Annotated in this window: 21 protein-coding genes and 1 riboswitch; of the genes, 8 read left to right on the top strand and 13 right to left on the bottom strand. The window is 45.8% G+C overall.

The window, feature by feature from the left end:
- Positions 1–12: 12 nt before the first annotated feature.
- The 5 genes from SD450_RS10130 to gndA form a co-directional block, all read right to left on the bottom strand.
- The gene (locus SD450_RS10130; protein ID WP_318344352.1) at positions 13–378 is read right to left on the bottom strand and encodes a VOC family protein; all 366 of its coding nucleotides are present in this window, start codon (positions 376–378) and stop codon (positions 13–15) included.
- A 145-nt stretch (positions 379–523) separates the two neighbouring features.
- Positions 524–2,548, bottom strand: coding sequence for a S9 family peptidase (locus SD450_RS10125; RefSeq protein WP_318344351.1), 2,025 nt, complete (start codon positions 2,546–2,548; stop codon positions 524–526).
- A gap of 216 nt (positions 2,549–2,764) precedes the next feature.
- Positions 2,765–3,619 carry a ChaN family lipoprotein gene (locus SD450_RS10120; protein ID WP_318344350.1) on the bottom strand — a complete coding sequence of 285 codons (855 nt, stop codon included), beginning with the start codon at positions 3,617–3,619 and terminating at the stop codon, positions 2,765–2,767.
- Positions 3,620–4,357 carry a DUF2625 domain-containing protein gene (locus SD450_RS10115; protein WP_318344349.1) on the bottom strand — a complete coding sequence of 246 codons (738 nt, stop codon included), beginning with the start codon at positions 4,355–4,357 and terminating at the stop codon, positions 3,620–3,622. It abuts the gene before it with no gap.
- 16 nt (positions 4,358–4,373) lie between these two features.
- A complete protein-coding gene (gene gndA / locus SD450_RS10110) occupies positions 4,374–5,783 on the bottom strand; it encodes an NADP-dependent phosphogluconate dehydrogenase (RefSeq protein ID WP_318344348.1) in 1,410 nt (469 codons plus the stop codon).
- A 168-nt stretch (positions 5,784–5,951) separates the two neighbouring features.
- Between gndA and zwf the strand changes: the two genes are divergently transcribed.
- Together zwf and pgl are read left to right on the top strand one after the other, a co-directional pair.
- Positions 5,952–7,481 (top strand): glucose-6-phosphate dehydrogenase, encoded by a 1,530-nt coding sequence (gene zwf / locus SD450_RS10105; protein WP_318344519.1) that lies wholly within the window; start codon positions 5,952–5,954, stop codon positions 7,479–7,481.
- A gap of 170 nt (positions 7,482–7,651) precedes the next feature.
- The gene (gene pgl, locus SD450_RS10100; RefSeq protein WP_318344347.1) at positions 7,652–8,377 is read left to right on the top strand and encodes a 6-phosphogluconolactonase; all 726 of its coding nucleotides are present in this window, start codon (positions 7,652–7,654) and stop codon (positions 8,375–8,377) included.
- Here pgl and SD450_RS10095 read toward each other — a convergent pair.
- The 6 genes from SD450_RS10095 to SD450_RS10070 are packed head-to-tail and all read right to left on the bottom strand — an operon-like array spanning position 8,358 to position 13,607.
- On the bottom strand, positions 8,358–8,903 hold the full coding sequence (locus SD450_RS10095) for an acyl-CoA thioesterase (RefSeq protein ID WP_318344346.1): 546 nt from the start codon (positions 8,901–8,903) through the stop codon (positions 8,358–8,360). The two genes, pgl and SD450_RS10095, sit on opposite strands and share 20 nt — an antisense overlap.
- Position 8,904: 1 nt before the next feature.
- Positions 8,905–9,270 carry a 6-phosphogluconate dehydrogenase gene (locus SD450_RS10090; protein WP_318344345.1) on the bottom strand — a complete coding sequence of 122 codons (366 nt, stop codon included), beginning with the start codon at positions 9,268–9,270 and terminating at the stop codon, positions 8,905–8,907.
- A 2-nt stretch (positions 9,271–9,272) separates the two neighbouring features.
- Positions 9,273–10,604, bottom strand: a complete 1,332-nt coding sequence (gene rmuC / locus SD450_RS10085; RefSeq protein WP_318344344.1) for a DNA recombination protein RmuC — start codon at positions 10,602–10,604, stop codon at positions 9,273–9,275.
- Positions 10,605–10,644: 40 nt separating this feature from the next.
- A complete protein-coding gene (locus SD450_RS10080) occupies positions 10,645–11,424 on the bottom strand; it encodes an ABC transporter ATP-binding protein (RefSeq protein ID WP_318344343.1) in 780 nt (259 codons plus the stop codon).
- The gene (locus SD450_RS10075) at positions 11,424–12,455 is read right to left on the bottom strand and encodes an iron ABC transporter permease (protein ID WP_318344342.1); all 1,032 of its coding nucleotides are present in this window, start codon (positions 12,453–12,455) and stop codon (positions 11,424–11,426) included. Before SD450_RS10075 ends, SD450_RS10080 begins: the two co-directional genes overlap by 1 nt.
- Entirely contained in the window at positions 12,456–13,607 is a 1,152-nt protein-coding gene (locus tag SD450_RS10070) for an ABC transporter substrate-binding protein (protein ID WP_318344341.1), read from the bottom strand.
- 55 nt (positions 13,608–13,662) lie between these two features.
- Positions 13,663–13,882, top strand: a riboswitch (cobalamin riboswitch).
- 69 nt (positions 13,883–13,951) lie between these two features.
- Here SD450_RS10070 and SD450_RS10065 point away from each other — a divergent pair.
- Positions 13,952–15,814 carry a TonB-dependent receptor plug domain-containing protein gene (locus SD450_RS10065; RefSeq protein WP_318344340.1) on the top strand — a complete coding sequence of 621 codons (1,863 nt, stop codon included), beginning with the start codon at positions 13,952–13,954 and terminating at the stop codon, positions 15,812–15,814.
- 30 nt (positions 15,815–15,844) lie between these two features.
- Here the strand turns inward: SD450_RS10065 and SD450_RS10060 are convergent, their stop codons facing one another.
- Positions 15,845–17,338: a S41 family peptidase gene (locus SD450_RS10060; protein WP_318344339.1), complete on the bottom strand. Its 1,494-nt coding sequence runs from the start codon at positions 17,336–17,338 to the stop codon at positions 15,845–15,847.
- A gap of 206 nt (positions 17,339–17,544) precedes the next feature.
- Here SD450_RS10060 and SD450_RS10055 point away from each other — a divergent pair, with 206 nt between their 5' ends.
- The 5 genes from SD450_RS10055 to SD450_RS10035 all read left to right on the top strand — a co-directional run bounded on the left by SD450_RS10055 (position 17,545) and on the right by SD450_RS10035 (position 21,538).
- Entirely contained in the window at positions 17,545–18,054 is a 510-nt protein-coding gene (locus SD450_RS10055) for an RNA polymerase sigma factor (RefSeq protein WP_072882493.1), read from the top strand.
- Complete coding sequence (locus SD450_RS10050; protein ID WP_318344338.1) at positions 18,041–18,475, top strand: hypothetical protein; 435 nt, start codon at positions 18,041–18,043, stop codon at positions 18,473–18,475. The genes SD450_RS10055 and SD450_RS10050 overlap by 14 nt, the downstream gene beginning before the upstream one ends.
- Before the next feature lie 12 nt (positions 18,476–18,487).
- Positions 18,488–19,027 carry a DUF4252 domain-containing protein gene (locus SD450_RS10045; protein WP_318344337.1) on the top strand — a complete coding sequence of 180 codons (540 nt, stop codon included), beginning with the start codon at positions 18,488–18,490 and terminating at the stop codon, positions 19,025–19,027.
- A 114-nt stretch (positions 19,028–19,141) separates the two neighbouring features.
- The gene (locus SD450_RS10040; RefSeq protein WP_318344336.1) at positions 19,142–19,681 is read left to right on the top strand and encodes a DUF4252 domain-containing protein; all 540 of its coding nucleotides are present in this window, start codon (positions 19,142–19,144) and stop codon (positions 19,679–19,681) included.
- A gap of 354 nt (positions 19,682–20,035) precedes the next feature.
- On the top strand, positions 20,036–21,538 hold the full coding sequence (locus SD450_RS10035; protein WP_318344335.1) for a dienelactone hydrolase family protein: 1,503 nt from the start codon (positions 20,036–20,038) through the stop codon (positions 21,536–21,538).
- Positions 21,539–21,548: 10 nt separating this feature from the next.
- On the opposite strand, the gene purB is transcribed toward SD450_RS10035, so the two are convergent.
- A complete protein-coding gene (gene purB / locus SD450_RS10030; RefSeq protein WP_318344334.1) occupies positions 21,549–22,892 on the bottom strand; it encodes an adenylosuccinate lyase in 1,344 nt (447 codons plus the stop codon).
- Positions 22,893–22,929 lie beyond the last annotated feature (37 nt).

Here is a 22,929-nt window from a genome sequence, read left to right as displayed (position 1 = left end):
TGTGTTGTGTTTTTATCTTTTTTGTAGGTTGAACACGGTTCCCGCAGGATCTTGGATCCAATGCATATTTTTGGGAATTTCCTCGATTTCGTCACACGTTTCCACTCCCTTCTGTTCCAGATAAGTTGTTGCTTCTTCCACATTGGGAACAGTAAGTTGCAACCAGGTTTCTGAGTGTGTATAGTTGTCCACACAGTCCAGCCATATGATATTATTGCCAAATTTCACCTCGTGTGTTCTTGAAACGGTGGGGTTGTCAATGGGTTTTTCTTCCACTTCCAATTTTAGAATGTCCTTGTAGAAAGCAACCGTTTTGTCATATTTACTTTTCGGGATTTTTATGGCAATATTGATTCCTGCTTCAAATTTTGGGGTCATGTTTATTATTTGATTTTTATAAGTTGTCAATTGGATAAGCTGATAGGCGTGATGCTCCGGGCGATTTTTTGAGAAAAAACCGTGCCTGCCTGCCCGCAGACAGGTGAGAACTATCATTTTAAGTCAAAACACCGCTGAATTATTCCTAGTCCCGATATTTTTCAAACCAAGCCAGCACACTGGCGATCTTCGCGATCAAATTGCTGGGTTTGTTGGCAATGCCGTGTGAAGCTCCGGGAATACGCACCATGGCCGTTTCCACGTTTTGCAGTTTCAGGGCGGCATAGAACTGCTCCGATTCCGCGATGGGGGTTCGGTAATCTTCTTCTCCCGTCAACAACATGGTGGGGGTGGTCACATTGCCCACATAGGTCAACGGAGAGCGGCGCATATAGTTTTCGGGATCTTCCCAAGGCTTTTTGCCGAACCAATATTTGGAGAAAAACTGGACCCCATCGGCATACAGCACAAAACTGGTCCAATTGATCACAGGTTTCGCTACAACGGCTGCCTTGAAGCGGTCTGTTTTGCCCACAATCCATGCCGTGAGCACGCCACCGCCGGAACCACCTGTCACAAATAAGTTGTTTTTGTCCACATAGCCTTTTTCCAAAAGGGCGTCCACCCCAGACATAAGGTCTTCGTAATCATGGTTGGGGTAATCGTGATGGATAAGGTTCCCGAATTCTTCCCCATAGCTGGTACTTCCCCGTGGATTGGTATAGAACACCACATACCCCGCTGCGGCATAAGCTTGTATTTCAGCAGAATACACTGCCCCATAACTGGTAAACGGTCCACCGTGGATTTCCAAGATCATAGGGTATTTTTTGGAGGGATCAAAATCGGGAGGTGTGACCACCCAACCTTGGATCTTGCGTTGGTCATAAGAGGACTCCCACCACATTTCTTCCACTTTGCCCAATTTCTTGAACGAAAACAGGTCATCGTTCAGTGCGGTGAGGCGCTTGCTGCCTTTGGTATCGGAAACGCCCAAATCGGAGGGATGGCTGGTATCGCCCAGGGTATAGGCAAACCTATTGTTGGATGATGCCGAAAAACTGGCAGCATTATACGGTCTGCCCAACGAAAGGCCCCCCAATCCGTCGGTAATGTCCTCCACTTTTCCAGAAAGGCTGATGGACGCCAATTTGCCCATTCCCTTGTCGGTATAGATGAAATGAAGACCGGTCCCTTTGCTGTTCCAGGCCATATCTTCCACATCGCGGTCAAAATCCCCCGAAACCAACTCGGAATTGGAACCATCGGTGTTCATGACATACAACCGGGTCACTTGGTATCCTTGCAAGCGGTCGTCATAACCCAGATATGCTATTTTGGAACCATCTGGGGACAACACGGGATTGCCATCGGGGCCATAACGGTCGGTCAAGGGAGTGGTTTTCCCATCCTTGACGTTGATGCTGTATATTTCACTATCGGCAGGCTCAAACTCCTCATCCTTGTGGAAATTGGCGCTGAAATACAGATGGTTGCCATCTTTGGACCAGATGGGGGCACCATGGTCAAACTCCGAAAAAGTCAACTGTTTGGGTGTGCCACCGCTGATGGGCAGGGTGAACAATTGGGTATTGCCCCCTTTGATGTATCCTTGTCCATCGCCACGGTAGTTCATCTTGTCAATGTATTTGGGTGGGTCGTTCCACTTGGCCCCTTCGGGTTTTGGGGGCATTTTGATGATGGATTTGTCCTCTAATGGTACAAACATGTTGAATGCCAAGTAAGTGTCGTCATGGGACCACGAAACTTGTCCCGGAGATTTTGGGGTATTGGTGAGGGCCATCGTTTCCTTGGTATCCAACCACATGAGATAGAGCTTCATCTTGTCATCCGCCATGTTGGATTTGAAGATGATCTTTTTGCCATCGTGTGACCATTTTGGTGCAAAATCATTTTGGTTTCCCGTGGTCAACGGACGATTGTTGGAACCGTCGAAATTCACGATCCAGAGGTTGGAGAGGTTTCGGTCGGTCATTACGTCCTTAAAGTTCCGAACATAAATGATTTTTGTTCCATCTGGGGAAATCTGTGGGTCGGAAACATACTCCATGTTGAAGATGTCCAGCAATTCCAAGTTCGATTGTACTTGACCAAACCCTAAAGGGTTTATGGCCACCAAAAGGAGCAAGGTGACGAGTGATTTTTTCATTAGGATGGGTTTAGAAAGTTTTGATTCCTAAAAATACGGAATAATTCTCCGCGAATGTCAGGTCGAGCGCAGTCGAGACCCAATAATTGGTAATTCTATCCAAATACTTCTCGATAGCTCCTTCGACTGCGTTCAGGATGACATCTCGAAGCGATAGTTTCCGTAAGTTGGTGTTATGGATTAGGGAAGATGAAATATAATTCGAAAGCAGTTTGATCAATACGTCGTGGTCATGCTGCTGTCCACACAGATGATAAAGTCCGCAATACCCTTGTTTTCGGCTTCCAATTGGTGCACATTGTCCTGCATCACAGTGGAAATGGTCCCGTACTGCAAATCGGGGCGGTCTTTTTTCAGGTACCAAACAATACCTTCATAGTCATTGCTGTGATAGGCTCCGTTGTAGTGGAGGAACAAACTGCCTTCCTTGTAATTTTTCAGGATGAAATGCGCCATGGTAGCATCTTTGATGGCCTGTGCCATCACTATGGAGGGTGTGGCATGGTCGCCCATCATGGCCAACATGTTCTTATATCCGGGCAGTTCCGGGTCGTAAGCGATCGGTAAGGGGGCTATCCACGACTTTTGCTCTTGGGTAAGCGTGTCCAACGCTTGGAAACCACCTCCTTTATAAACCAGACTGGCGTAGCGACGGGGCACATTGGAAGCCACAAAGGCCAATTTTTTGTCCTTGGCGAAATCCACTAAAGGAGCATAATCGGTTTTGTGGTTGTTCCACAGTCGGGCGGTGGAGTCCAAGGCCTTGTAATCGATACTGCCCGTCAAATAGGCGTCCAATTCATCCTGATTGTCGGCCTCGATCATTTCGGCACCGAGAATGAGCGGTCTTTTGGCATACAGGTCGGCAGTGAGCTCGTATTGCAACCAATGTGAAATGGGGTTGTTATGCAATTCCCCGAAGAGGACCATATCCTTTTCTTCCAAGCTTTTCACCATTTTTTCATAGGAAACCTTTTTGCCCTTGGCATTGTAGATGATATAGGGTGCTTTTTGGGCGAAACCAAAGGTTAGGTAAAGGGTGAAGATGAAAAGGAAGAGGAGTTTTTTCATTTAATTGTTGTTATTCAGTTGCTTAACTAAATTTTGATGCAGTAGCCATATTTCTTTTATAGGAACGGCCTTTCGGCTAAGTTCATTAATGTCATCATATTTAGTCCAGAGATAAGGGAAAAATGAGATTACTTTGTTACCATCTAAGGATTTGATATCGGTTTCCCATCCTTTCCACCTGACATTTGAGTAAAAATCAGATAAATTTCCGACAAATGTCCACCATATGAATTCAGAATATCCCATATTCATTGGCTCCCATTCAAGAGTGTCAGGGGCGAAATAGTAAATACTCCCAATATCCTCACCAAGGACACCTCCATTGATAGCAAAAAAACCACCAACAATATCATCGGCAATTAAATAGATTGTTGGATAATCACCAAAATTTTCTAATGTCTTCCCTTTATTCCACTCAGGAAGCGTCCTGTCCAATTTAAGATGGCCAGATCCTAAAATCCGTATCCAGCCGTTATCAACCAAAATACCTCCTGTTTCATAAACGATGGCACCCATTGGAGATCTAGTGGTTACTTGAGTTTGAAGAAGTGCATTTTTAGCCCTAATTGTATCTTTTTCAAGAATTTCGATTGGATTTGTCGCTTCATCTATCCATTCTTTCACTATATCCCAACCTGGCTCCTTTTTGTTTATTAGTTCTTCAAATGATTTTAAATCATTACTCTGACCATACAATATTCCTTTAAATAGTAAAATAAGAAGAACTGACTTTTTCAAATCTTAACTTTTCAATTTACTCCTCCCACTCCGTATGAAAAATCCCTTCGCGATCCACGCGCTCATAGGTGTGCGAGCCAAAATAGTCGCGTTGCGCCTGGATGAGGTTCAGCGGCAATCGGCTGCTGGTATAGGCATCAAAATAGGTGAGGGCATTGGAAAGTCCCGCCAAGGGAATTCCATTGATGGCTCCATAACTCACCAATTCTCTTGCGGCACCCACGGTTTCCTTTACTTTTTCCACAAAGGAAGGGGACAGCAATAGGTTTTCCAGCATCTCATTGGCTTGGTAGGCATCGGTGATGTCGGCCAACAAAGCGGCTCGGATGATGCAACCTGCCCTCCAGATCTTGGCGATCTCACCCAGTTCCAGTTCGTAACCATATTCCTTGGAGGCATCGGCCAATTGGTGCATGCCCTGCGCATAGGTGATGATAAAGGCAAAATACAATGCCTGTTCTGCTTTGGAAATAAAATCGGCTTTTTCCACCGCTTGGGGTGTTGGGCGATCATACAGATTGTCAGCGATTACACGTTCCTCTTTCAAGGCTGAAATTTCGCGCATGCTCACGGCCACATCGATGGTGGGGATGGGTATGCCTAGGTCCATGGCGTTTTGTGACGTCCATTTTCCGGTTCCCTTTTGTTTGGCCTTGTCCAAGATCTTGTCCACGAGTTCGCCATCGCCCAAATCGTCTTTTTGCTCAAAGATTTCAGAAGTGATCTCTACCAAAAAGGATTGCAATCGGCCTTGATTCCATCGTGCAAAGGTGTGGTGCAGTTCTGCATTGGAGAGTCCGCCTGCTTTTTTCAGCAGGTCATAGATTTCGGAAGTAAGCTGCATCAACCCGTATTCGATACCGTTATGCACCATTTTCACATAATTCCCGGCGGATTTTGGACCCAAATAGGCCACACAGGGCTCACCTTTGTATTTGGCGGAAACCGCCTCAAAAATAGGTTTTACGTGTTGGTAAGCCTCTTTGGAACCTCCAGGCATGATACTAGGGCCACGTCGGGCGCCTTTGGCTCCCCCAGATACCCCTGCACCAAAAAAGTTGATGCCTTTTTCCTTTAAATAGGATTCGCGTCGGTCCGTATCCGTAAAAAAGGAGTTTCCGCCATCGATAATGATGTCACCTTTGTCCAAATGGGGCAACAGACTTTCAATAACGATGTCCACCACTTTTCCGGCTGGTACCAAAAGCATGATTTTCCGGGGCGTGGTCAGGGCATTTACGAAGGTTTTTACATCGGAGGAGGCATTCACTTTATCCGTATTGCCTCCTTCTGTGATCAAAGCTGCCACTTTTTCCTCATCCAAATCGTTCCCAAAAGCGGTAAAACCATTGTCGGCCACATTCAGAATAAAATTGCGTCCCATTACCCCAAGGCCCACAAGGCCAAAATCATACGTATCTGCCATCTTGTTTATTTTTCGATTACCAGCGTTAATACAACGCTAAGTAAGCCATTACTTGAATTAGGAACCTAAAATAAACCTTATATTCGTCATGCTCAAAAAATAAACGGCTTCATTGGGATAACCATTGAAGGTGATTGGATCCAATCCACCAGAAACCAAAAAAAGATGATGAAAAAGACCGAAAACCAGATGCTCGTAATTTTTGGGGCATCGGGAGATCTCACTGCCAGAAAATTGATCCCAGCCCTGTTCAATCTGCATCTGGCCAAACAGTTGCCCAAGAATTTTGCGGTCTTGGGGGTGAGCCGAAGCGATATGACGAATGAGGCATTCCGCGAGCATGTCGTCTACAATAGCGATTACTTGAAGGATAAGTTGAAAAAACTTGATGAAGCAGAGATAAAGGCTTTTGCGGACAAACTTTACTATGAAGATCTTGGGAAAAGCTATGACGTGGATTATAAAGGCTTGCGCAAGCGGGTGGAGGAACTGAAGGCAGCCCATGATACTTCGGGCAATATCATTTATTACCTGTCCACTCCACCAACCCTTTATGAGACCATTGCCAGCAATTTGGCGGAAGCCGAGATGAACACACAGAACAACGGTTGGAAGCGGTTGATCGTGGAAAAACCATTTGGTTATAGTTTGGAAACGGCAAAGAACCTGAACAAGGGACTCCATCAATATTTTACTGAGCCGCAGATATACCGTATCGATCATTATTTGGGAAAGGAAACCGTGCAGAACTTGTTGGTGACCCGTTTTTCCAACAGTATTTTTGAACCCCTTTGGAACCGAAATTATATCCAACACGTCGAAATCACCAATGCCGAGAGCGTAGGGGTAGAAAAGCGGGGCGGATATTACGATAAATCAGGTGCGTTGCGCGATATGTTCCAGAACCACTTGTTGCAGATCGTTTCCTTGGTGGTGATGGAACCACCCATTGGCGATCAGCCCGAGGAAATCCGGAACGAAAAAGTAAAGGCCCTCAAGTCCCTTCGGGTGATGGAGGACGAACAGACCTTGTTTGACAATACCATCAGGGCACAGTATGTAAGTTCTGTGGTCAATGGAAAAAAAGTGAAGGGATATCGGGAAGAGGACGATGTGGATCCCGATTCCACCACGGAGACCTACGCTGCCATCAAGTTTTATGTGGACAATTGGCGTTGGCATGGGGTTCCATTTTATGTGCGCACCGCCAAGCGGATGCCCACCAAGGTCACGGAGATCGTTATCCATTTTAAACCGCCGCACCATCAGATCTTTAAGGATTCGGGGATGCACCGGGACAATAAATTGATCATACGGATCCAGCCTGATGAAGGCATCTTGATCAAATTTGGGGTGAAAGTACCCGGGCAGGGCTTCAAAGTGGAGCGTGCCAATCTGGATTTTTACTATTCCAATCTGGCCCAGACCTATGTCATGGAAGCCTATGAGCGTCTGTTGTTGGATGCCATGCAGGGCGATGCCACCTTATATGCCCGTGCCGATGAGGTGGAGGCTGCTTGGGAGTTTGTGGACCCCATTCTCAATTATTGGCAGAAAGGCAAGGATGTGAGGATGTACGGTTATGCCGCTGGGGTTTGGGGCCCCGAAAATGCAGATGACCTGTTCGAAGGGAATGGATTTTGGCGTAATCCGGGAGAGAACTTGGCCGATGATCCGGGGTATTGTGTGATTTGTTAGAAGTCGGAAGTCAGAAGTCGGAAGCCTGATGTTTGAACATCAATTCGTGAAGATTAGTGAAATTCGTGTCGGGAGACAGTTGTAGTAGGTAGAGTTGGAAGTCGGGTGTCAGTTCGAGATGTCATCCTGAGCGCAGTCGAAGGAAAAGTCGAGAATACAAAAATGTTTAGATGGAAATAAAAATATATAAGGACAAAAACGAAGTCGCAGAGCAGTTTTCAGTCTATTTTGTGGAAAAAGCGGCAGAACATGATGCATTTCACGTGGCACTTTCTGGTGGGAGTACCCCCAAGATCGTGTTCGATGTGTTGGCCAAAAACTTTGCGGACAAGGTGGACTGGACCAAAGTGCATTTTTATTGGGGAGATGAACGATGTGTGCCCCCTACGGATGATGAGAGCAATTACAAAATGACCGTGGAGCACCTTTTTTCCAAGATTGATGCGCCTCATGAAAATATCAACCGTATTTTGGGTGAAAAGGATCCTGAAGGTGAGGCCATTCGCTATGCCAATCTGCTTGAAATCGATTTAGATAGAGTGGAGGAGGTGCCCCAATTCGATTTGGTAATCTTGGGCATGGGTGATGATGGACACACGGCTTCCATTTTTCCCCATCAAATTGAACTTTGGGATGCCGCGGACCATTGTGTGGTGGCCACCCATCCCGATTCCGGACAGAAACGGGTATCCATCAATGGAAAAGTGATCAATACGGCCAAGGAAGTGGCCTTTTTGGTCACGGGCGCATCAAAAGCGGAAAAAGTGGAGGCCATCATTGAAAAAAAGAAAGGGTCAGAAGTGTATCCTGCATCGTTGGTACACCCGAGATCAGGAAAACTGGTTTGGTTCTTGGATGAGGAGGCCGCGGCCCAACTCAATCAAAATCCATCATAACATTTTCCCCTTGTAGGAATTCCAGAAAATCGTTCACCTTAAAATTGGCCGATTCGTACTTGCTGTCCCGTTGGAAGGCGGATTCTTTCCGTTCCTTACTTCGGGCAAAACGACGAATGTCCTGTTTGGTCTTCAAGATCAGGCCGGGAACGGTCTTGTTTTTGCCATCCTTTCCTTTGGCGACCATGGTAAAGTAGGAGGAATTGCAGTGTTTCACCTCTCCCGTGGTCACTTTTTCGGATTCCACACGCACCCCGACCACCATGGAGGTCTTGCCCGTGTAGTTGATGGAGGCCTTTAGCGTGACCAGTTCACCCACCTCGATGGGATTCAGGAAATCCACCCGGTTCACCGAAGCGGTAACGCAATAACTTTGGGAGTGCTTGGAGGCGCAGGCAAAGGCAATCTGGTCCATCAGGTTCAGGATGTGCCCCCCGTGCACCTTGCCCCCAAAATTGGAATGGGAGGGGAGCATCAGTTCGGTGATGGAGACCCTACTTTCCTTGGACGATTTAAATTTTTTCATACTAGTTTCTAAAAAGAGGCGACTTTTCTTCCTGTACCTCCGTGATAAAATATTTGGTGTCGCCCAACCAGAAAAAGGTGGCGTAACGTTCCTTGTAGGTGACCTTGATGTAATGGCCTTGGTATTCCTTCATTTTTTCGATGATCTCCTTTTCCTTGTCCTCCACAGAGAACGAAAATACATTGGTGCCACCCAATCCTTGACTGATCTGCCCTTCCCAGGTTTTGGCCATAACGCCACGCCGACTGAACTTGATAAGCTCCCCGGAGCGATATCCCTCACTGAACGGAACATAGTAAATAAAGGCAAAGTAAGCCGCTGTCCCCAATACAATGACAGCAATAAAGATGGTCAGGAATTTTTTCATGGTCAGTGTGTTTGATCTTCATCGTCCTCTTGGGCGCGTTTCAACAGTTTCTCGTCTATGCTTTTACTGGCTTTTGCGCCAAGTGATTTAAGGTTTTCTACCCTTTTTATCAAATTTCCTTTCCCCGTCAATTTTTTCATGGCACTTTGATAGGTGTTTTGGACCGTACCGATTTGATTGCCAACTTTCAACAGTTCATCGGTCAAATTGGTGAATGAATCATATAGATTGCCCGCCTGGGTAGCAATTTCAATGGCAAACCGTTTCTGCTTGTCATTCTTCCAAAGGTTGTCCACCAGTTTTAGGGCTGCCAAAAGCGTTGAAGGTGTGACGATTATGACATCTTTCACAAAAGCATCCTCATACAGGTTGGGCTCGAATGATGAGGCAATGGCAAAGGCAGGCTCCGTTGGAATGAACATGAAAACGGTGTCTGGACTTTCCTCGATCAACAATTGGTAGTTCTTTTTGCTCAGTTCGTCCACATGCCTTTTGATGGAATCGATATGTTGACGGAGGTACCGTTCCTTGAGCACCTCGTCCTCTTCGGAAACGTATTTTTCAAAACTTACGATGGACACTTTACTGTCAACGATCATCTTTTTGCCATCGGGCAGATGAATCAGGACATCTGTTTGGAGTCGTTTGCCTTCTTCATTTTTGAAACTGTCCTGTAGGGTGTACTCCCTGTCCTTGGTAAGTCCGGACTTCTCCAAGATTCTGGTCAGGATTACCTCTCCCCAGTTTCCTTGCATTTTGCTATCGCCTTTGAGGGCTTTGGTGAGGTTTTCGGCCTCTTGTGTTATTTTTAGGTTTTGCCGCTGTAAATCAAGTAGTTGTTGTTTCAAGGAAGCATGCAGACCAAAACTCTCCTTTTGATTTTCCTCTACCTTTTTCTCGAAGAGTTGGATCTTTTCCTGGAGCGGGTTTAGGATAAGTTTGATATTTTTTTGGTTCTGCTCCGTAAATTTCTCGCTCTTTTCCTCCAAGATCTTGTTGGCCAAATTTTCAAATTCCTTGGTGAACTTTTCCTGGAGCTTTTCCACTTCCTCTTTCTGTTCCCTATTCGTACGCTGAAGGTTCTCCAAATCGGCTTGGTAGCGTACCAATTGGTTGCCCAGTTGTTCCTTTTCCCGTTGCAGTTGTTTCTTTTCTTCGTCACCGAGCAGCAATTTGTCGTTCAGGGATTTGATGGAAGCATGCAACTGCTGTTCCCGTTCGCCCCATACGCTTTCGGTGGATTTGGTCTTCAGTTTTTGGATATACATGCCTCCGAAAAGCCCAAGGGCCAAAGTGATTATTCCGATGATGACGTAGATCAATTCTGTACTCATGTAATGGTTTCTGAAGGATAAAGATAACGGATCACGGGCATTATTTGGTGATTTTAAATGAACCGGTCTTCGCATCAAACTGTACCATTTCCATAGGAAATAAACGTTCAAAATGCTTTTGTTCAATCAGCTCACAAGGATCACCGAAGGGATTCGTATCTCCATCCAGAATCAGGATTTTGTCGCACAATTGGATGGCGAGGTCAATCTCATGGGTGGAAAAAAGGATGGTCTTTTGCTGGTCGTGGGCCAACTGTTGCAGCATTTTCAAGATCTGTACCTTATGATAGAGGTCCAAATGCGTGGTGGGCTCGTCCAAGATAATCACTGGGGTGTCTTGGGCCATGGCGCGTGCAATCAGCACCCGTTGCAATTGTCCATCGCTCAGTTCGTGACATTTTCGGTGCTTGAGTTCGTTCAATAAAAAGGCATCCAGACTGTCCTGTACCTGTTTTTGGTCCTCAGGGGACATGGTGCCCAACCAATTGGTATAGGGCTGTCTGCCCAAAGCAATGAGTTCCCCAACGGTAAGGTTTTTGGAAGCAGGTGGTTCGGTCAACACCACGCTCAATTTTTTCGAAAGGTCGGAAGGGGAGTGGCCTTCCACATTTTTTCCTTCCAATTGTATGCTTCCCGATAATTTGGGTTGGAACCTTCCCAAAGTACGGAGCAGCGTGGATTTCCCAATCCCATTGATGCCCACAATTCCGCACAATACCCCTGGTTCCAAGACAAAACTTATATTTTTGGCCACCATTTTTGAGCCATATCCGATGGACAAATTCTTGGTTGAAAGAATGGTCTTGCTTTTGTTTTCCATCAGAATAGCATTTTTCGTTTTCGGACCAAGAGCCATATCACCACGGGCGCACCCACCAAGGAGGTAATGGCGTTGATGGGCAATACATTGGCCGAATTGGGCCATTGCGCGATCATATCGCATAGCAGCATCAATATGGCTCCGTAGAGGAACACGGCCGGTACCAACACTTTGTGTTCCATGGTGTCAAATAGCTGTCGGGTGAGGTGAGGCACGGCCAACCCCACAAAGGCTATGGGTCCGGCAAAAGCCGTAATGCCACCTGCCAATAAACCGGTTGCGATGATGATGATGAACCGGGACCGTTTCAGGGAAACCCCCAAGCTTTGTGCATAGCGCTCCCCCAAAAGAAAGGCGTTCAATGGTTTCAATGAAATGATGCTGAGCAGGATGCCCATCAAAACGATGCCCGTCAACAAAAGGATTTGCTGTGTATTCAGGTTGCCCACACTTCCGAAGGACCAAAAAATGAACCGTTGGAGGTTTTCTGCACTGGAAAAATAGGCCAGGACACTCACGATTGCGGAGGTGATGCTGCCGAACATCAACCCAATGATCAAAAGGGCCATGGTGTCCTTCACCCGTTGCGCAACCACCATCACCACGGCCAATACCAAAAAACTGCCGATGCTGGCAGCAAGGGCCAAGGAAACATCGCCCAAAAAGGACAATGAACCCATTCCAACGAGCAATGAGGTTCCCATAAGCAAGAGTGCGGCCCCTAAACTGGCCCCAGAACTGATGCCCAGTACAAAAGGCCCTGCCAATGGGTTACGGAAGAGGGTCTGCATCAAAAGTCCGCTCAGTGAAAGCCCCCCGCCCACCAAAATGGAGGTGAACGCCTTGGGCACCCGAAAGTCCCAGATGATGTAGTTCCAGGTATCCACTTGGGCAGCGGTGCCCGAAAGAATGGAAACCACTTCGGAAAACGGAATGTTAACCGACCCAGAACTGATGTTCAGCAGCCATGCGAGTATCAAAGCAATGCCCAATAGGACAAAGGAAAGGCGATATGGTGCTGCTCCCTGCATTTACTGTAACGGCTTGATGAATCGGAGTTCATGATCGGGCAGCAACCCAGGGTGCAAAATGGTGATGAGGTCCTTTAGGACCAGATCGGGCCGTTGAGGGGCCAGTTCATAAAAAACAAGTCCTCCTTGGGCCCCTTTTTCAATGGCGTTGGAATAAATCTTCTTTTGGGTGAAGGCCTTAAACTGTTTATGGTGCACGTTCACACTTTCGAGTTCTTCATATGATGTTTGTGATGATGGATTGAGCCAAAAATCGGCCTGTTGGGCCTTTTCCAAAACCGATTCCAAACTCAGACCGATACTTCCCGTTTCTTTAGTGTCGGCCCAAAGATAGTTGGCATTGGCATCGTTCAGGAACTGGGCCATCCAGCTTTGTCCCCCGGCCACATACCAAACATCCTTGTAGAGCCCGCCGGTGAGCACGGTAGGCTTTTCTGTTGCTTTTTGGGCCAATTGTTTGGCCTGCTGATAGGATGTTTCGATTTCCTTGAAAATACGGTCCGCTTGCTGCTCCTTCTGAAAAAAAGGGGCAAAAAACTTGATCCATTCGGCTTTGCCCAGCGGCGTCTGTTCCACCCAATCTCCGTTATAAACTACGGCAATACCTGCATTTAGTAGCGTTTCGTAACCTTTGTTGGTGTCGTTTATCCCAAAGCCCATCACCACTTCGGGTTTCATGGCCAGGGCAATCTCGGTATTGATGCTTTCGTTCATGCCCAGCTCCTTGATCTGACCATTCTCCACCAGTTCCCTGGCTTTGGGCGATGAGATAAAATCTGTATTGGGAAAGCCGACCACCATATCCAGTTCGTCCAATGCTTCCAAGGAAGGGATATGGGTAGTGGAGGTGACTACCATTTTTTCCACGGGCGTACCCACTATGGCATCGTATGCATCCCTAGGAAAGGTCATGGCCGCCAATTTTTCCTTGGGGACCAGTGCGTAGGTGAACGACTGCTGTGCTCCGGGCCATGGGGCCGTGACCTCTATAATGGTGACATCATTGTCCGTATGTACGGTAAACCCTTTGGCATGCCTGATGTTTTGGTCTTGTTTGATAGGGGTTTCGGCTATGGGAACCTTCTTTTCGCCACACCCGATGAGGGTCAAAAAGGCGAGTATGCCTCCTATGTAAATTGATTTTTTCCGCATGACTCCAAAAGTAAGATTATTTGACTTTTGCAGAAAAAGAATGAACGGAATGATTACTTTCGCGCTGAATTTAGGTTCGTGCAGGACATTTTTCCTGTACGATTAAAAGGGAATCCGGTGCAAATCCGGAGCTGTTCCCGCAACTGTAAGTTTGTGCCCCATAAAGGCACCCCGAAGGGATGTTGTTTTCTTCGATACCACTGTCCACAAAACGGATGGGAAGGTAAAGCAACATAAAAACGAGCCAGGAGACCTGCCCAATTCAAACAAACAATGTTAAACTTTCGGGATAAAAGTTTACGTATGGAAACCATACTATGCTCCCGTTTATTCACGTAAACGAAATGAAAAAAAATCATTTTTGGTTATTGGCCGCCCTATTGGCGGGCAAGGGACTTCTTGCGCAAAACACACCGCAGGATTCCTTGAAAGTGCAACAACTGGACGAGGTTGTTGTGAGCGATTCAAAATTTGAACTGAAACGAGAAAATTCAGGAAAGACGGTAATCCAGATCACCGCAAAAGAACTGGAAAGCAGCCAAGGTAAGACGGTTGCCGAGATCATCAACACCAAGAGCGGTATTGAGATTGCCGGTAGCCGTGGCCGCGACGGGGATGTTTTGGGCGTTTATGCCCGTGGTGGCCGGGGAAAACAGGTCTTGGTGATCATCGATGGGGTGAGGGTGTCCGACCCCTCCACATTTTCGGCAGAGTACGACCTACGATTGCTTTCACCCACAAATATTGCGTCGATAGAGATCATCAAAGGGGCGGCAAGCACCTTGTACGGGACCAATGCAGCTACGGCCGTGATCAACATCACCACCAAAAGAAGTTCCCAAAAGGACATTTCTGGCAGTTTCAGCACCACTATCGGTACCAACCAGACCGCAGAGGACCAGAACTATGACCTGGGAAGCATCAGCAATGCGGTGAATGTGAATGGCACCTTGAACAAGTTCAATTATGCAGTAGATTTTTCCAATCGATACAAAAGTGGATTGTCCGCAGCGGTGACACCGGACAATGAAGAGGATGTGTTTTCACACTATAGTACCAATGTGAGGCTGGGCTATCAGTTATCCAAAGATTTTGAGGTGTCGGTCTATGGCAACCAGACCAAGTTCAGCAACGAATACGATGCATCGAACGCAGACGCCCCGAACATCGGGAGAAACGAACAGGAAAGGGTGGGGGTTTCCTCTTCCTTTGCGTATGGAAAAGGTTCTTTGCACCTCAATGCGGCTCTTACCGATTATGAGACCAACTCCCAGGACACCTATGGTGAAAGTGTTTCTGAGGGAAGCAATTGGGTGTTGGACCTCTATAACAAATATGTTTTCGGAGAGCAGTTGCATACCATACTTGGAGTGAATTACATCAAGGATGAAGCTGTCTTTTCTGAAGATGTGGATTTCACCATTGTGGATCCCTATGCGAATGTGGTCTATGTTTCCGATTTTGGGTTGAACCTGAATGCGGGAATTCGTTTGAACAACCATTCGGGGTATGGAAACCATGTGGTGTACAACGTCAATCCGTCCTATGTGTTCCAGACCTCGAACGGATATGTGAAATTGCTCGGTTCGTATGCCACTTCATACATTACGCCCAACCTGACCCAATTGTTTGGGGCATTTGGCGGAAATCCTGATCTGGAACCCGAGGAAAACAGGACCATAGAAGGAGGACTTGAATTCAAAGTGAACGACAGGTTGCGGCTCAGCACGCTTTATTTTGACCGAAACGAAAAGAATGCCATTGGGTATGATGTCAATTTTATGAGCATCAACATTGCTGATGAGATCGATGCGAATGGAGTGGAAGTGGAAGCCGTATGGTTTCCTTTTGATGCCCTGACCGTAGATGCCAACTATACGTTTACGGAACGCAAAGGGGACAACGCCATTCGTATTCCCAAGCACAAGGCCAATGTGAGCTTGGGATATCAATTGAGCGAGAAAACGAATGTATCGTTGAGCTATGCCTACACGGGGCAACGGTTTGATACCGACTTTGTAAGTTTTACGGATATTGAGTTGGATTCCTTCTCATTGGTAAACCTGTATCTGGGACACGAGTTGATTTCGAACAAACTCAATGTGTTTTTGGCAGCGGACAATTTATTGAACGAGGATTACACGGAAATCATTGGATTTACCACCCGGGGACGAAATTTTCGGGTAGGGATGAACCTTAACCTGTAAAAAGAAAAAGCGGCCTTTGGCCGCTTTTTTTTATTTGATTTGGATGTCCAAAGGTTTGTCCAGATACATATGGTCTTTCAAAGGAGTATGTAGTCTCGATGATGTAAAGGATTCGGCTGCCATTTCAACCGTAAAATCCATTTTGGCAGATCCTCCTGAAATTTCTTGTAGTGCACGTGCCAATAGCGGTTCGTTCACATCGCCCAACACTCCAAGGTTGGTCAAATCCTCGCTGAGGGCAATATCCGGAACCAATCCAGTGGTGTAATCGGAAAAACCATCGGCGTTTTCGTTACGTCCAACCAAAGGTTGGAGCCCCCAACTATTGTCAGGGTTGATTCGGTTCTCACGGCTACTGTTATAGATAAAGGCATTGTCTGGATCATCCACCAAAGTGATGGAAAATTCATTTTTTCCGCTAGTGGTCTCACCAATATGGATGACTTCCATATAGGGGGCCAATCCATTCATGACCAGTTCGCTGGCAGAGGCCGAATCCCCTGTGGCGATAACGAATACTCTGTTCAAGTTCAAGGTGTTGATGCTGCTTGCACCAGTGGTATTGGCAAAATAATCCGTAAGATCTTCCTCGTCGAACTCCGCCTGGATCTTATCGTTCCAACGTTGTTTGATATAAACATCGTTGGTGTCGGTGCCATAAATCATACTCGACAGCAAGCGGGAAGTATTCACGGAACCTCCAGGATTATAGCGCATGTCCAACACCAATTCGGTGGCTCCTTCTGCTTTAAATTGGGCAAAGGCCGCATTGAGCTGTTCGTCAAAGCTGCTCAGGAATCGGTTGTACATCAGATAGGCTACCTTGGTACCGTTCACATCCAATGTTTCAGCAATCAAAATGGGGTCTTCTACTTGATTCTCGATCTTGGTAAGCATAACTTCTTTGGAACTGTCGGAAATCGTATTATCAGATACTGTCGCCATTCCTAAGGTATAGTTGCTATTGTCACCAAAGAGCAGGTTTCGATAATTGCTAACGGTAAGTTGAACCCCATCAACCCTTGTAAAAAACTCACCTCTTTGGATATCCTTGGTAGCAGCATCCGAATCAGGCCAAATATATAGTACAAAACCAAACACATTGTCTGTATCCCCGATAAGTCCCAATCCAAATTCCAAACCATTGCTTTGGGATATGCCGGAAAGACTATTTACTAAATCATTGTAGTCTTCCTCTTCAAAACTGAAACGATCAATTGCAGCTTCATTGCCAACTATCCTTGTATGTTTGTTGCAGATACTGTAAAAAAAGTTTTCTGGATCTGTATTGGCCTCCAAAAAAGCGGTGTACTCTGCATCCGAAGAAAAGCGGTCATCTGCTAGGTCGGCCACGTCCCCTTGCCAAAAATACCATAGGTTCATGGCTTGCCACATAAAGTTCTGGGCAGCGACATCCGCGTCGGGATCAGGGTTGGGAGTAGGCCCGTTCTTGATTCCGTCATCATCACTACAGGCCGTAAAGGCCATGGTAACACCCAATAAAAGAAGAATATATTTTTTCATAGCTTAATTTTACAAAGTTCCTCAATTTTCATTCCAATTCGATACAGAGGTTAGAATAGGGGCTTGGAACGTATGTTGAAATATAAAGAATCACTATGCAAAATAGGCACATAAAAGGAGATTACAAATTTTTTGTAACAAATTTCGATATGCGTCGTCGTGATAATGTAGGTCGATAAGTAAGGCCCAAAACAACTGACAACCAAATGAAACAGACAGAATTTTTGAACGTGGTGATGCCCTTTAAGGACAAACTCTACCGACTGGCCAAACGCCTGTTGGTGTCCAGGGAGGAAGCGGAAGATGCCACACAGGAAATTTTGCTGAAGCTATGGGCCAAAAACGAGTCCATGGGAGAGTACAAAAATGTGGAGGCCTTTGCCATGACCATGACCAAGAACTTTTGTTTGGACCGATTGAAATCCAAACAGGCGGGCAACCTAAAGTTGGTGCACAGCAATTACAGCGACGAGAACATCTCGCTACAGCGCCAACTGGAAGCCGAGGACAGTGTGGGATGGATGGAGCGGATCATGAAGGAACTGCCCGAACAGCAAAAAATGGTGTTGCAGCTACGCGATGTGGAGCAATACGAATTTGAGGAAATATGTGACCTGTTGGACATGAAACCCACCGCGGTGCGGGTGGCGCTGTCCAGGGCAAGAAAAACAGTAAGGGAAGAATTGATAAAAAAACACAGCTATGGAATTGGATAACATAGAAAAATTAATGGAAAAGTATTTCGAGGCCACGACCACCGTAGCCGAGGAACGGAAACTTAGGGAATACTTCTCGCAGGATGATGTGGCCACACACTTGCAGCAGTACCGCCCCATGTTCAACTACTTTTCCAGTGCCAAGGAAGAAAAGTACACCAAGCAGGTACCATTAAAACCTAGAGTAAACTATTACAAGTGGCTATCCGTAGCAGCGGCAGTGGTTCTCACCTTTGGCATCTATTTTGGAAAACAATACCAGGATAGAAAACAACGGGAGCTTGAAGAGGCAGAGTATGCCTATCAAGAAACCAAAAAGGCCTTTGAACTCTTGGCCGAGAATTTTGGTAGGGGCACGGAAAAAGTGGCCTACCTAAAAGAGTTCGAAGAAGCAAAACAAAAAATTTACAACAACAATTAAAAAACGAAAAAGATGAAAAAGTATATTTTAATCGCAGTGGTGGCAATGTTGCCTTTGGCCGGGTTTTCACAATCCCTTTTTGACAAGTTCGAGGATATGGACGAAGTCACATCCGTAGTGGTGAACAAGAGCATGTTCAACCTGCTGGCCAAGATAGATGTGGAAGTGGACGATCCAGAGGCCAGGGACTTTATGGATATTGCCAGTAGCCTAAAAAGCCTCAAGGTGTTCACCACCGATAACAAAAGTATCGGTGCCGATATGAAATCCGCCGTGAACAGTTATTTGGGTTCCTCCAAAATGGAAGAGTTGATGCGAGTGAAGGACAAGGATGCCAACGTGAAGTTCTACATCAAGCAGGGTAGGGACGAGGACCATGTGAGCGAACTGTTGATGTTCATTACAGGAATGAAGGATGTGAAGGCCGATGGCCGTAACTTTGAGACGGTGATCCTATCACTGACGGGGGATATCGACCTCAACAAGATCAATTCATTGACCAAGAAGATGAACCTGCCCGAAGAATTGAACAAAGCAGGAAAGAACAACTAAGAAGTTTGTCAGCTGATAGTTATGGTCTGGAAGTGTAACAAAACACGAAATCCGACCACCAATAATTATCAGCTGACATGCTGATTTTAACGAATCAATCAAAAAAGAGTACAGATGAAATCTATTTTTAAAAGCATTTTGGCAGGAATGGCCATCGTTTTGGCCTCCTGTTCTTCGCAGCAGAGCCTACAGGAATATTATGTGGACAATTCCGAGAACCCCAATTTTCTGTCCATCGATGTTCCGGCCAGTATCCTTAAAATGGACGGCGTAGATCTGACACCCACGCAAAAGGAAGCAGTGGAGTCCTTGAGGAAGTTCAATCTGTTGGCCTTCAAAAAGAATTCCGAGAACGAGGCCGAATTCGAGATGGAGAAGAAAAAAGTAAAGGAAATCCTCAAAGGTGACCACTTTGTGGAACTGATGAAGATCAATTCCAAGTACGGCAAAGGAGTGATCAAATACCTTGGCGATGAAGATGCCATTGACGAAGTGATCATTTATGGGGACAGTGACGACAAGGGCTTTGCCCTAGTGCGCGTTTTGGGCAAGGACATGAACCCCGCCCACATCATGCAGTTGATGCAGGCCATCCAAAAATCAGAATACAAGGGTGAAGGTCTGGGCGAGATCGGCGATTTTCTGAAAGGTTAAGACCGACCATCATATAAATGGAACAAGGGCGACATTTGTCGCCCTTGTTTGTTTTACAGATATGGTTCATTATTTTAATAGGACAAAGAAGAAAATTTGCAAAGGACCCAATAAACAAAAAAAGGAAAACAGGGGTCAGTAATTTTTTTGGCAGGTAAACCATTAAACTGCCTTGTTTTATGGTAATTTTCTATAATTTCCAGCTATCCATAGGATATTTATTGATTGTATGAGGCCATTTGTCCACCTTGCTTGGCTTCTATAAGCTAGAACTGTAACAAAAGAGGAATCATGGTATCTTTAAAAGTGAACACTAACCAATGTATTGTGAGATTCACTATTCTACCTTTTTTGATGCTTTTCCAAGCAAACCTGATCATCGCCCAGACCTCACTCAAGAAAATCGACCTTGAAAATGGCCATTACAATGTAGGGTTTCGGCATTATACCACTTCGGACAGCACAAGGACATACAATAGAATATATGACTACACCAATTCCAAAATCGCAAGGCCAATTTTCGTGAGTATGTGGTACCCTTCCGGGCAAAATGTTGAAGGTCGGGAACCCTTTCAGGTTGTGGATTACTTCGAAATTCTGAAAGAAGAAGAAGAGTGGGAGCATTTGCCCAACGAGCAATTGTTGAACTGGTTCTATTATTCCAATACGCCTGAAAACCAAAAGCATCTTGAAGAAAAAGCGACGGCACATGCCAATGCGGAATTCGGAAAAGGCAAATTTCCATTGATTCTCTATGCGCCCAGTTACCAAGCATCATCCATCGAGAACTTTGCCCTTTGTGAATATTTGGCAAGTCACGGTTTTGTGGTCATGTCAAGCCCAAGTAAGGGAACCGAAACCCGCTGGTTTGGCAACAACAATGCGAAGGAAATGGAGACCCAAGCAAGGGACGTGGAGTTTTTGATGAAAGAAGCAGGGAAATTTCCAATGGTGAATCATGATAAAATGGCTGTTATGGGTTTCAGTTTTGGAGGATTGTCGAATATCATCGTGCAAAATCGGAATGACAACGTAAAAGCTATTGTCAGCCTTGATGGAACGGAGCGGTATCAATATGGACTGCTCAATCAATCCCCCTTTTTTGATGCCGGGAAAATAGATGTTCCCTACATTCATATGGCGCAGAAGGACATCCCTGAAATTGTCTTAAAGGAAGACAAGATAAACGCTGAACTGAACTTAAAATTCCAATTGTATGATAGTATTTCAAACAGTAAATCCTATCGATTGAAGTTCCATAATCTGACGCATAGCTATTTCAGCACGTTGGGCGTCCTTTTTGCCAATAGGGATCCTAGGCAGGACAAAAGCGATCCGGAAATCATGGAATCGTATAAATGGGCCGCGGTTTACGCATTGAATTTTTTAGAGGCCATTTTGAAGCAAGACAAAAAAGCATCGGATTTCATGGGAAATAGCCCTTCTGGCAATGGAATTGCAAGTAGGTTGGTGACCCAAACCATCAAACAACCGAAAATAAGGGAATTCAATTTTCAGGATTTCAATGATTTGGCTTCAAGTCAAAACTATGAAAACCTAACCCAGCTATACGATTCAATTGTAAAAAAACATTCTTCGTTTGAAATACCGGAAGGGGATTTGAACACCCTTGGACTACAACTTGTTTTCAATCCAAACAGGTCTTCCCAAGGAATCCATGTATTTAAATTGGCCACAACACTTTTCCCAAATTCTTTCAATCTATATGACAGTCTAGCGGAAGGGTATCTGTTCATGGGTGAAAAGGAAAAGGCCATTGAAAGTTTTGAAAAGTCGTTGGAATTGAATTCCCAAAATCAAAACGCCATTACCCGATTGGAACAACTGAAGAAATGAAACCTACTGGTTATATCCCCGTATAATTTGCCGGTGTGATCTGTTTCAATTCCGTTTTGATGGCATCCGAAACTTCCAACGTTTCAATGAAATCCGCTATGGATTTTTGGGTGATCTTCTCATTGGTCCGGGTCAGGCCCTTTAGGGCCTCGTACGGATTGGGATAGCCTTCCCTTCGCAAAATGGTCTGGATGGCCTCGGCGACCACGGCCCAGTTATCCTCCAAATCCTTTTCAAACTTTTCTTGGTTCAGGACCAGTTTGTTCAGCCCCTTCAAAGTGGATTGGAACCCGATCAGAGTGTGCGCAAAAGGAACACCCACATTTCGCAATACCGTGCTGTCCGTTAGGTCACGCTGCAATCTGGAAATGGGCAGTTTGGCCGATAAGTGTTCAAAAACAGCATTGGCGATACCAAGGTTGCCCTCCGAATTTTCAAAATCTATGGGGTTGACCTTGTGTGGCATGGCCGATGATCCCACTTCTCCTTTTTTGATCTTTTGCTTGAAATAATCCATGGACACATAGGTCCAGATGTCCCTGTCCAAATCAATCAAGATGGTGTTGATGCGCTTCAAACCGTCAAATAGGGCGGCCATATGGTCGTAGTGCTCAATCTGGGTGGTGGGGAACGAATGGTGGAGTCCCAGCTTTTCTTGGACAAACTGCTTTCCAAAAGCTTTCCAGTCATGGGTTGGGTATGCCACTTTGTGGGCATTGTAATTTCCGGTCGCGCCGCCAAATTTTGCTGCGCTCGGTATGTCGTTCAATAAATTGAACTGCTCCTTGAAACGTTCCACAAATACTTCGATTTCCTTGCCCAAACGGGTAGGGGAGGCCGGTTGACCGTGTGTTCGTGCCAGCATGGGGATGTTTTCCCATTCATTGGCCAGTTCCTTCAATTTTTCAAATACCTCCAAATAGGAAGGGACATAGACCTCGTTCATCGCTTCCTTGATGGACAGCGGAATGGCCGTATTGTTGATGTCCTGCGAAGTCAGTCCAAAATGGATGAACTCCTTGTATTTTTGGAGCCCCAGCGTATCAAACTTTTGTTTGATGAAATATTCCACGGCCTTCACGTCGTGGTTGGTGGTCTTTTCAATTTCCTTGATGCCCAGTGCATCTTCCGAAGAAAACCCCAAATAGATCTTTTGAAGATCGGGGAACAATGCTTTGTTGAAATCTGCCAATTGGGGCAGGGGAATTTCACAAAGGGCAATGAAATACTCAATCTCAACCTGAACGCGGTACTTGATCAGGGCCTCTTCGGAAAAGTAATCCCTTAGCGCCTTGGTTTTGTTTCCGTATCGGCCATCAATGGGTGAAATGGCATTTAGTTGGGTCAGTGACATGGTCAAGAAAATTTTGAAAGCAGCAAAGATACTTAAT

Source organism: Flagellimonas baculiformis (assembly GCF_033441575.1).
GTDB classification, from domain to species: Bacteria; Bacteroidota; Bacteroidia; order Flavobacteriales; family Flavobacteriaceae; genus Flagellimonas; species Flagellimonas baculiformis.
The sequence above is the reverse complement of the archived record's forward strand: the minus strand, read 5'-3'. Positions and strand labels throughout refer to the sequence as shown.

Bases quoted from the DNA above. Each gene is read 5' to 3' on its own strand.
- SD450_RS10130 (WP_318344352.1), bottom strand. From the start codon at position 378: ATGACCCCAAAATTTGAAGCAGGAATCAATATTGCCATAAAAATCCCG.
- SD450_RS10125 (WP_318344351.1), bottom strand. From the start codon at position 2,548: ATGAAAAAATCACTCGTCACCTTGCTCCTTTTGGTGGCCATAAACCCT.
- SD450_RS10120 (WP_318344350.1), bottom strand. From the start codon at position 3,619: ATGAAAAAACTCCTCTTCCTTTTCATCTTCACCCTTTACCTAACCTTT.
- gndA (WP_318344348.1), bottom strand. From the start codon at position 5,783: ATGGCAGATACGTATGATTTTGGCCTTGTGGGCCTTGGGGTAATGGGA.
- zwf (WP_318344519.1), top strand. From the start codon at position 5,952: ATGAAAAAGACCGAAAACCAGATGCTCGTAATTTTTGGGGCATCGGGA.
- pgl (WP_318344347.1), top strand. From the start codon at position 7,652: ATGGAAATAAAAATATATAAGGACAAAAACGAAGTCGCAGAGCAGTTT.
- SD450_RS10095 (WP_318344346.1), bottom strand. From the start codon at position 8,903: ATGAAAAAATTTAAATCGTCCAAGGAAAGTAGGGTCTCCATCACCGAA.
- SD450_RS10090 (WP_318344345.1), bottom strand. From the start codon at position 9,270: ATGAAAAAATTCCTGACCATCTTTATTGCTGTCATTGTATTGGGGACA.
- rmuC (WP_318344344.1), bottom strand. From the start codon at position 10,604: ATGAGTACAGAATTGATCTACGTCATCATCGGAATAATCACTTTGGCC.
- SD450_RS10080 (WP_318344343.1), bottom strand. From the start codon at position 11,424: ATGGAAAACAAAAGCAAGACCATTCTTTCAACCAAGAATTTGTCCATC.
- SD450_RS10075 (WP_318344342.1), bottom strand. From the start codon at position 12,455: ATGCAGGGAGCAGCACCATATCGCCTTTCCTTTGTCCTATTGGGCATT.
- SD450_RS10070 (WP_318344341.1), bottom strand. From the start codon at position 13,607: ATGCGGAAAAAATCAATTTACATAGGAGGCATACTCGCCTTTTTGACC.
- SD450_RS10065 (WP_318344340.1), top strand. From the start codon at position 13,952: ATGAAAAAAAATCATTTTTGGTTATTGGCCGCCCTATTGGCGGGCAAG.
- SD450_RS10060 (WP_318344339.1), bottom strand. From the start codon at position 17,338: ATGAAAAAATATATTCTTCTTTTATTGGGTGTTACCATGGCCTTTACG.
- SD450_RS10055 (WP_072882493.1), top strand. From the start codon at position 17,545: ATGAAACAGACAGAATTTTTGAACGTGGTGATGCCCTTTAAGGACAAA.
- SD450_RS10050 (WP_318344338.1), top strand. From the start codon at position 18,041: ATGGAATTGGATAACATAGAAAAATTAATGGAAAAGTATTTCGAGGCC.
- SD450_RS10045 (WP_318344337.1), top strand. From the start codon at position 18,488: ATGAAAAAGTATATTTTAATCGCAGTGGTGGCAATGTTGCCTTTGGCC.
- SD450_RS10040 (WP_318344336.1), top strand. From the start codon at position 19,142: ATGAAATCTATTTTTAAAAGCATTTTGGCAGGAATGGCCATCGTTTTG.
- SD450_RS10035 (WP_318344335.1), top strand. From the start codon at position 20,036: ATGCTTTTCCAAGCAAACCTGATCATCGCCCAGACCTCACTCAAGAAA.
- purB (WP_318344334.1), bottom strand. From the start codon at position 22,892: ATGTCACTGACCCAACTAAATGCCATTTCACCCATTGATGGCCGATAC.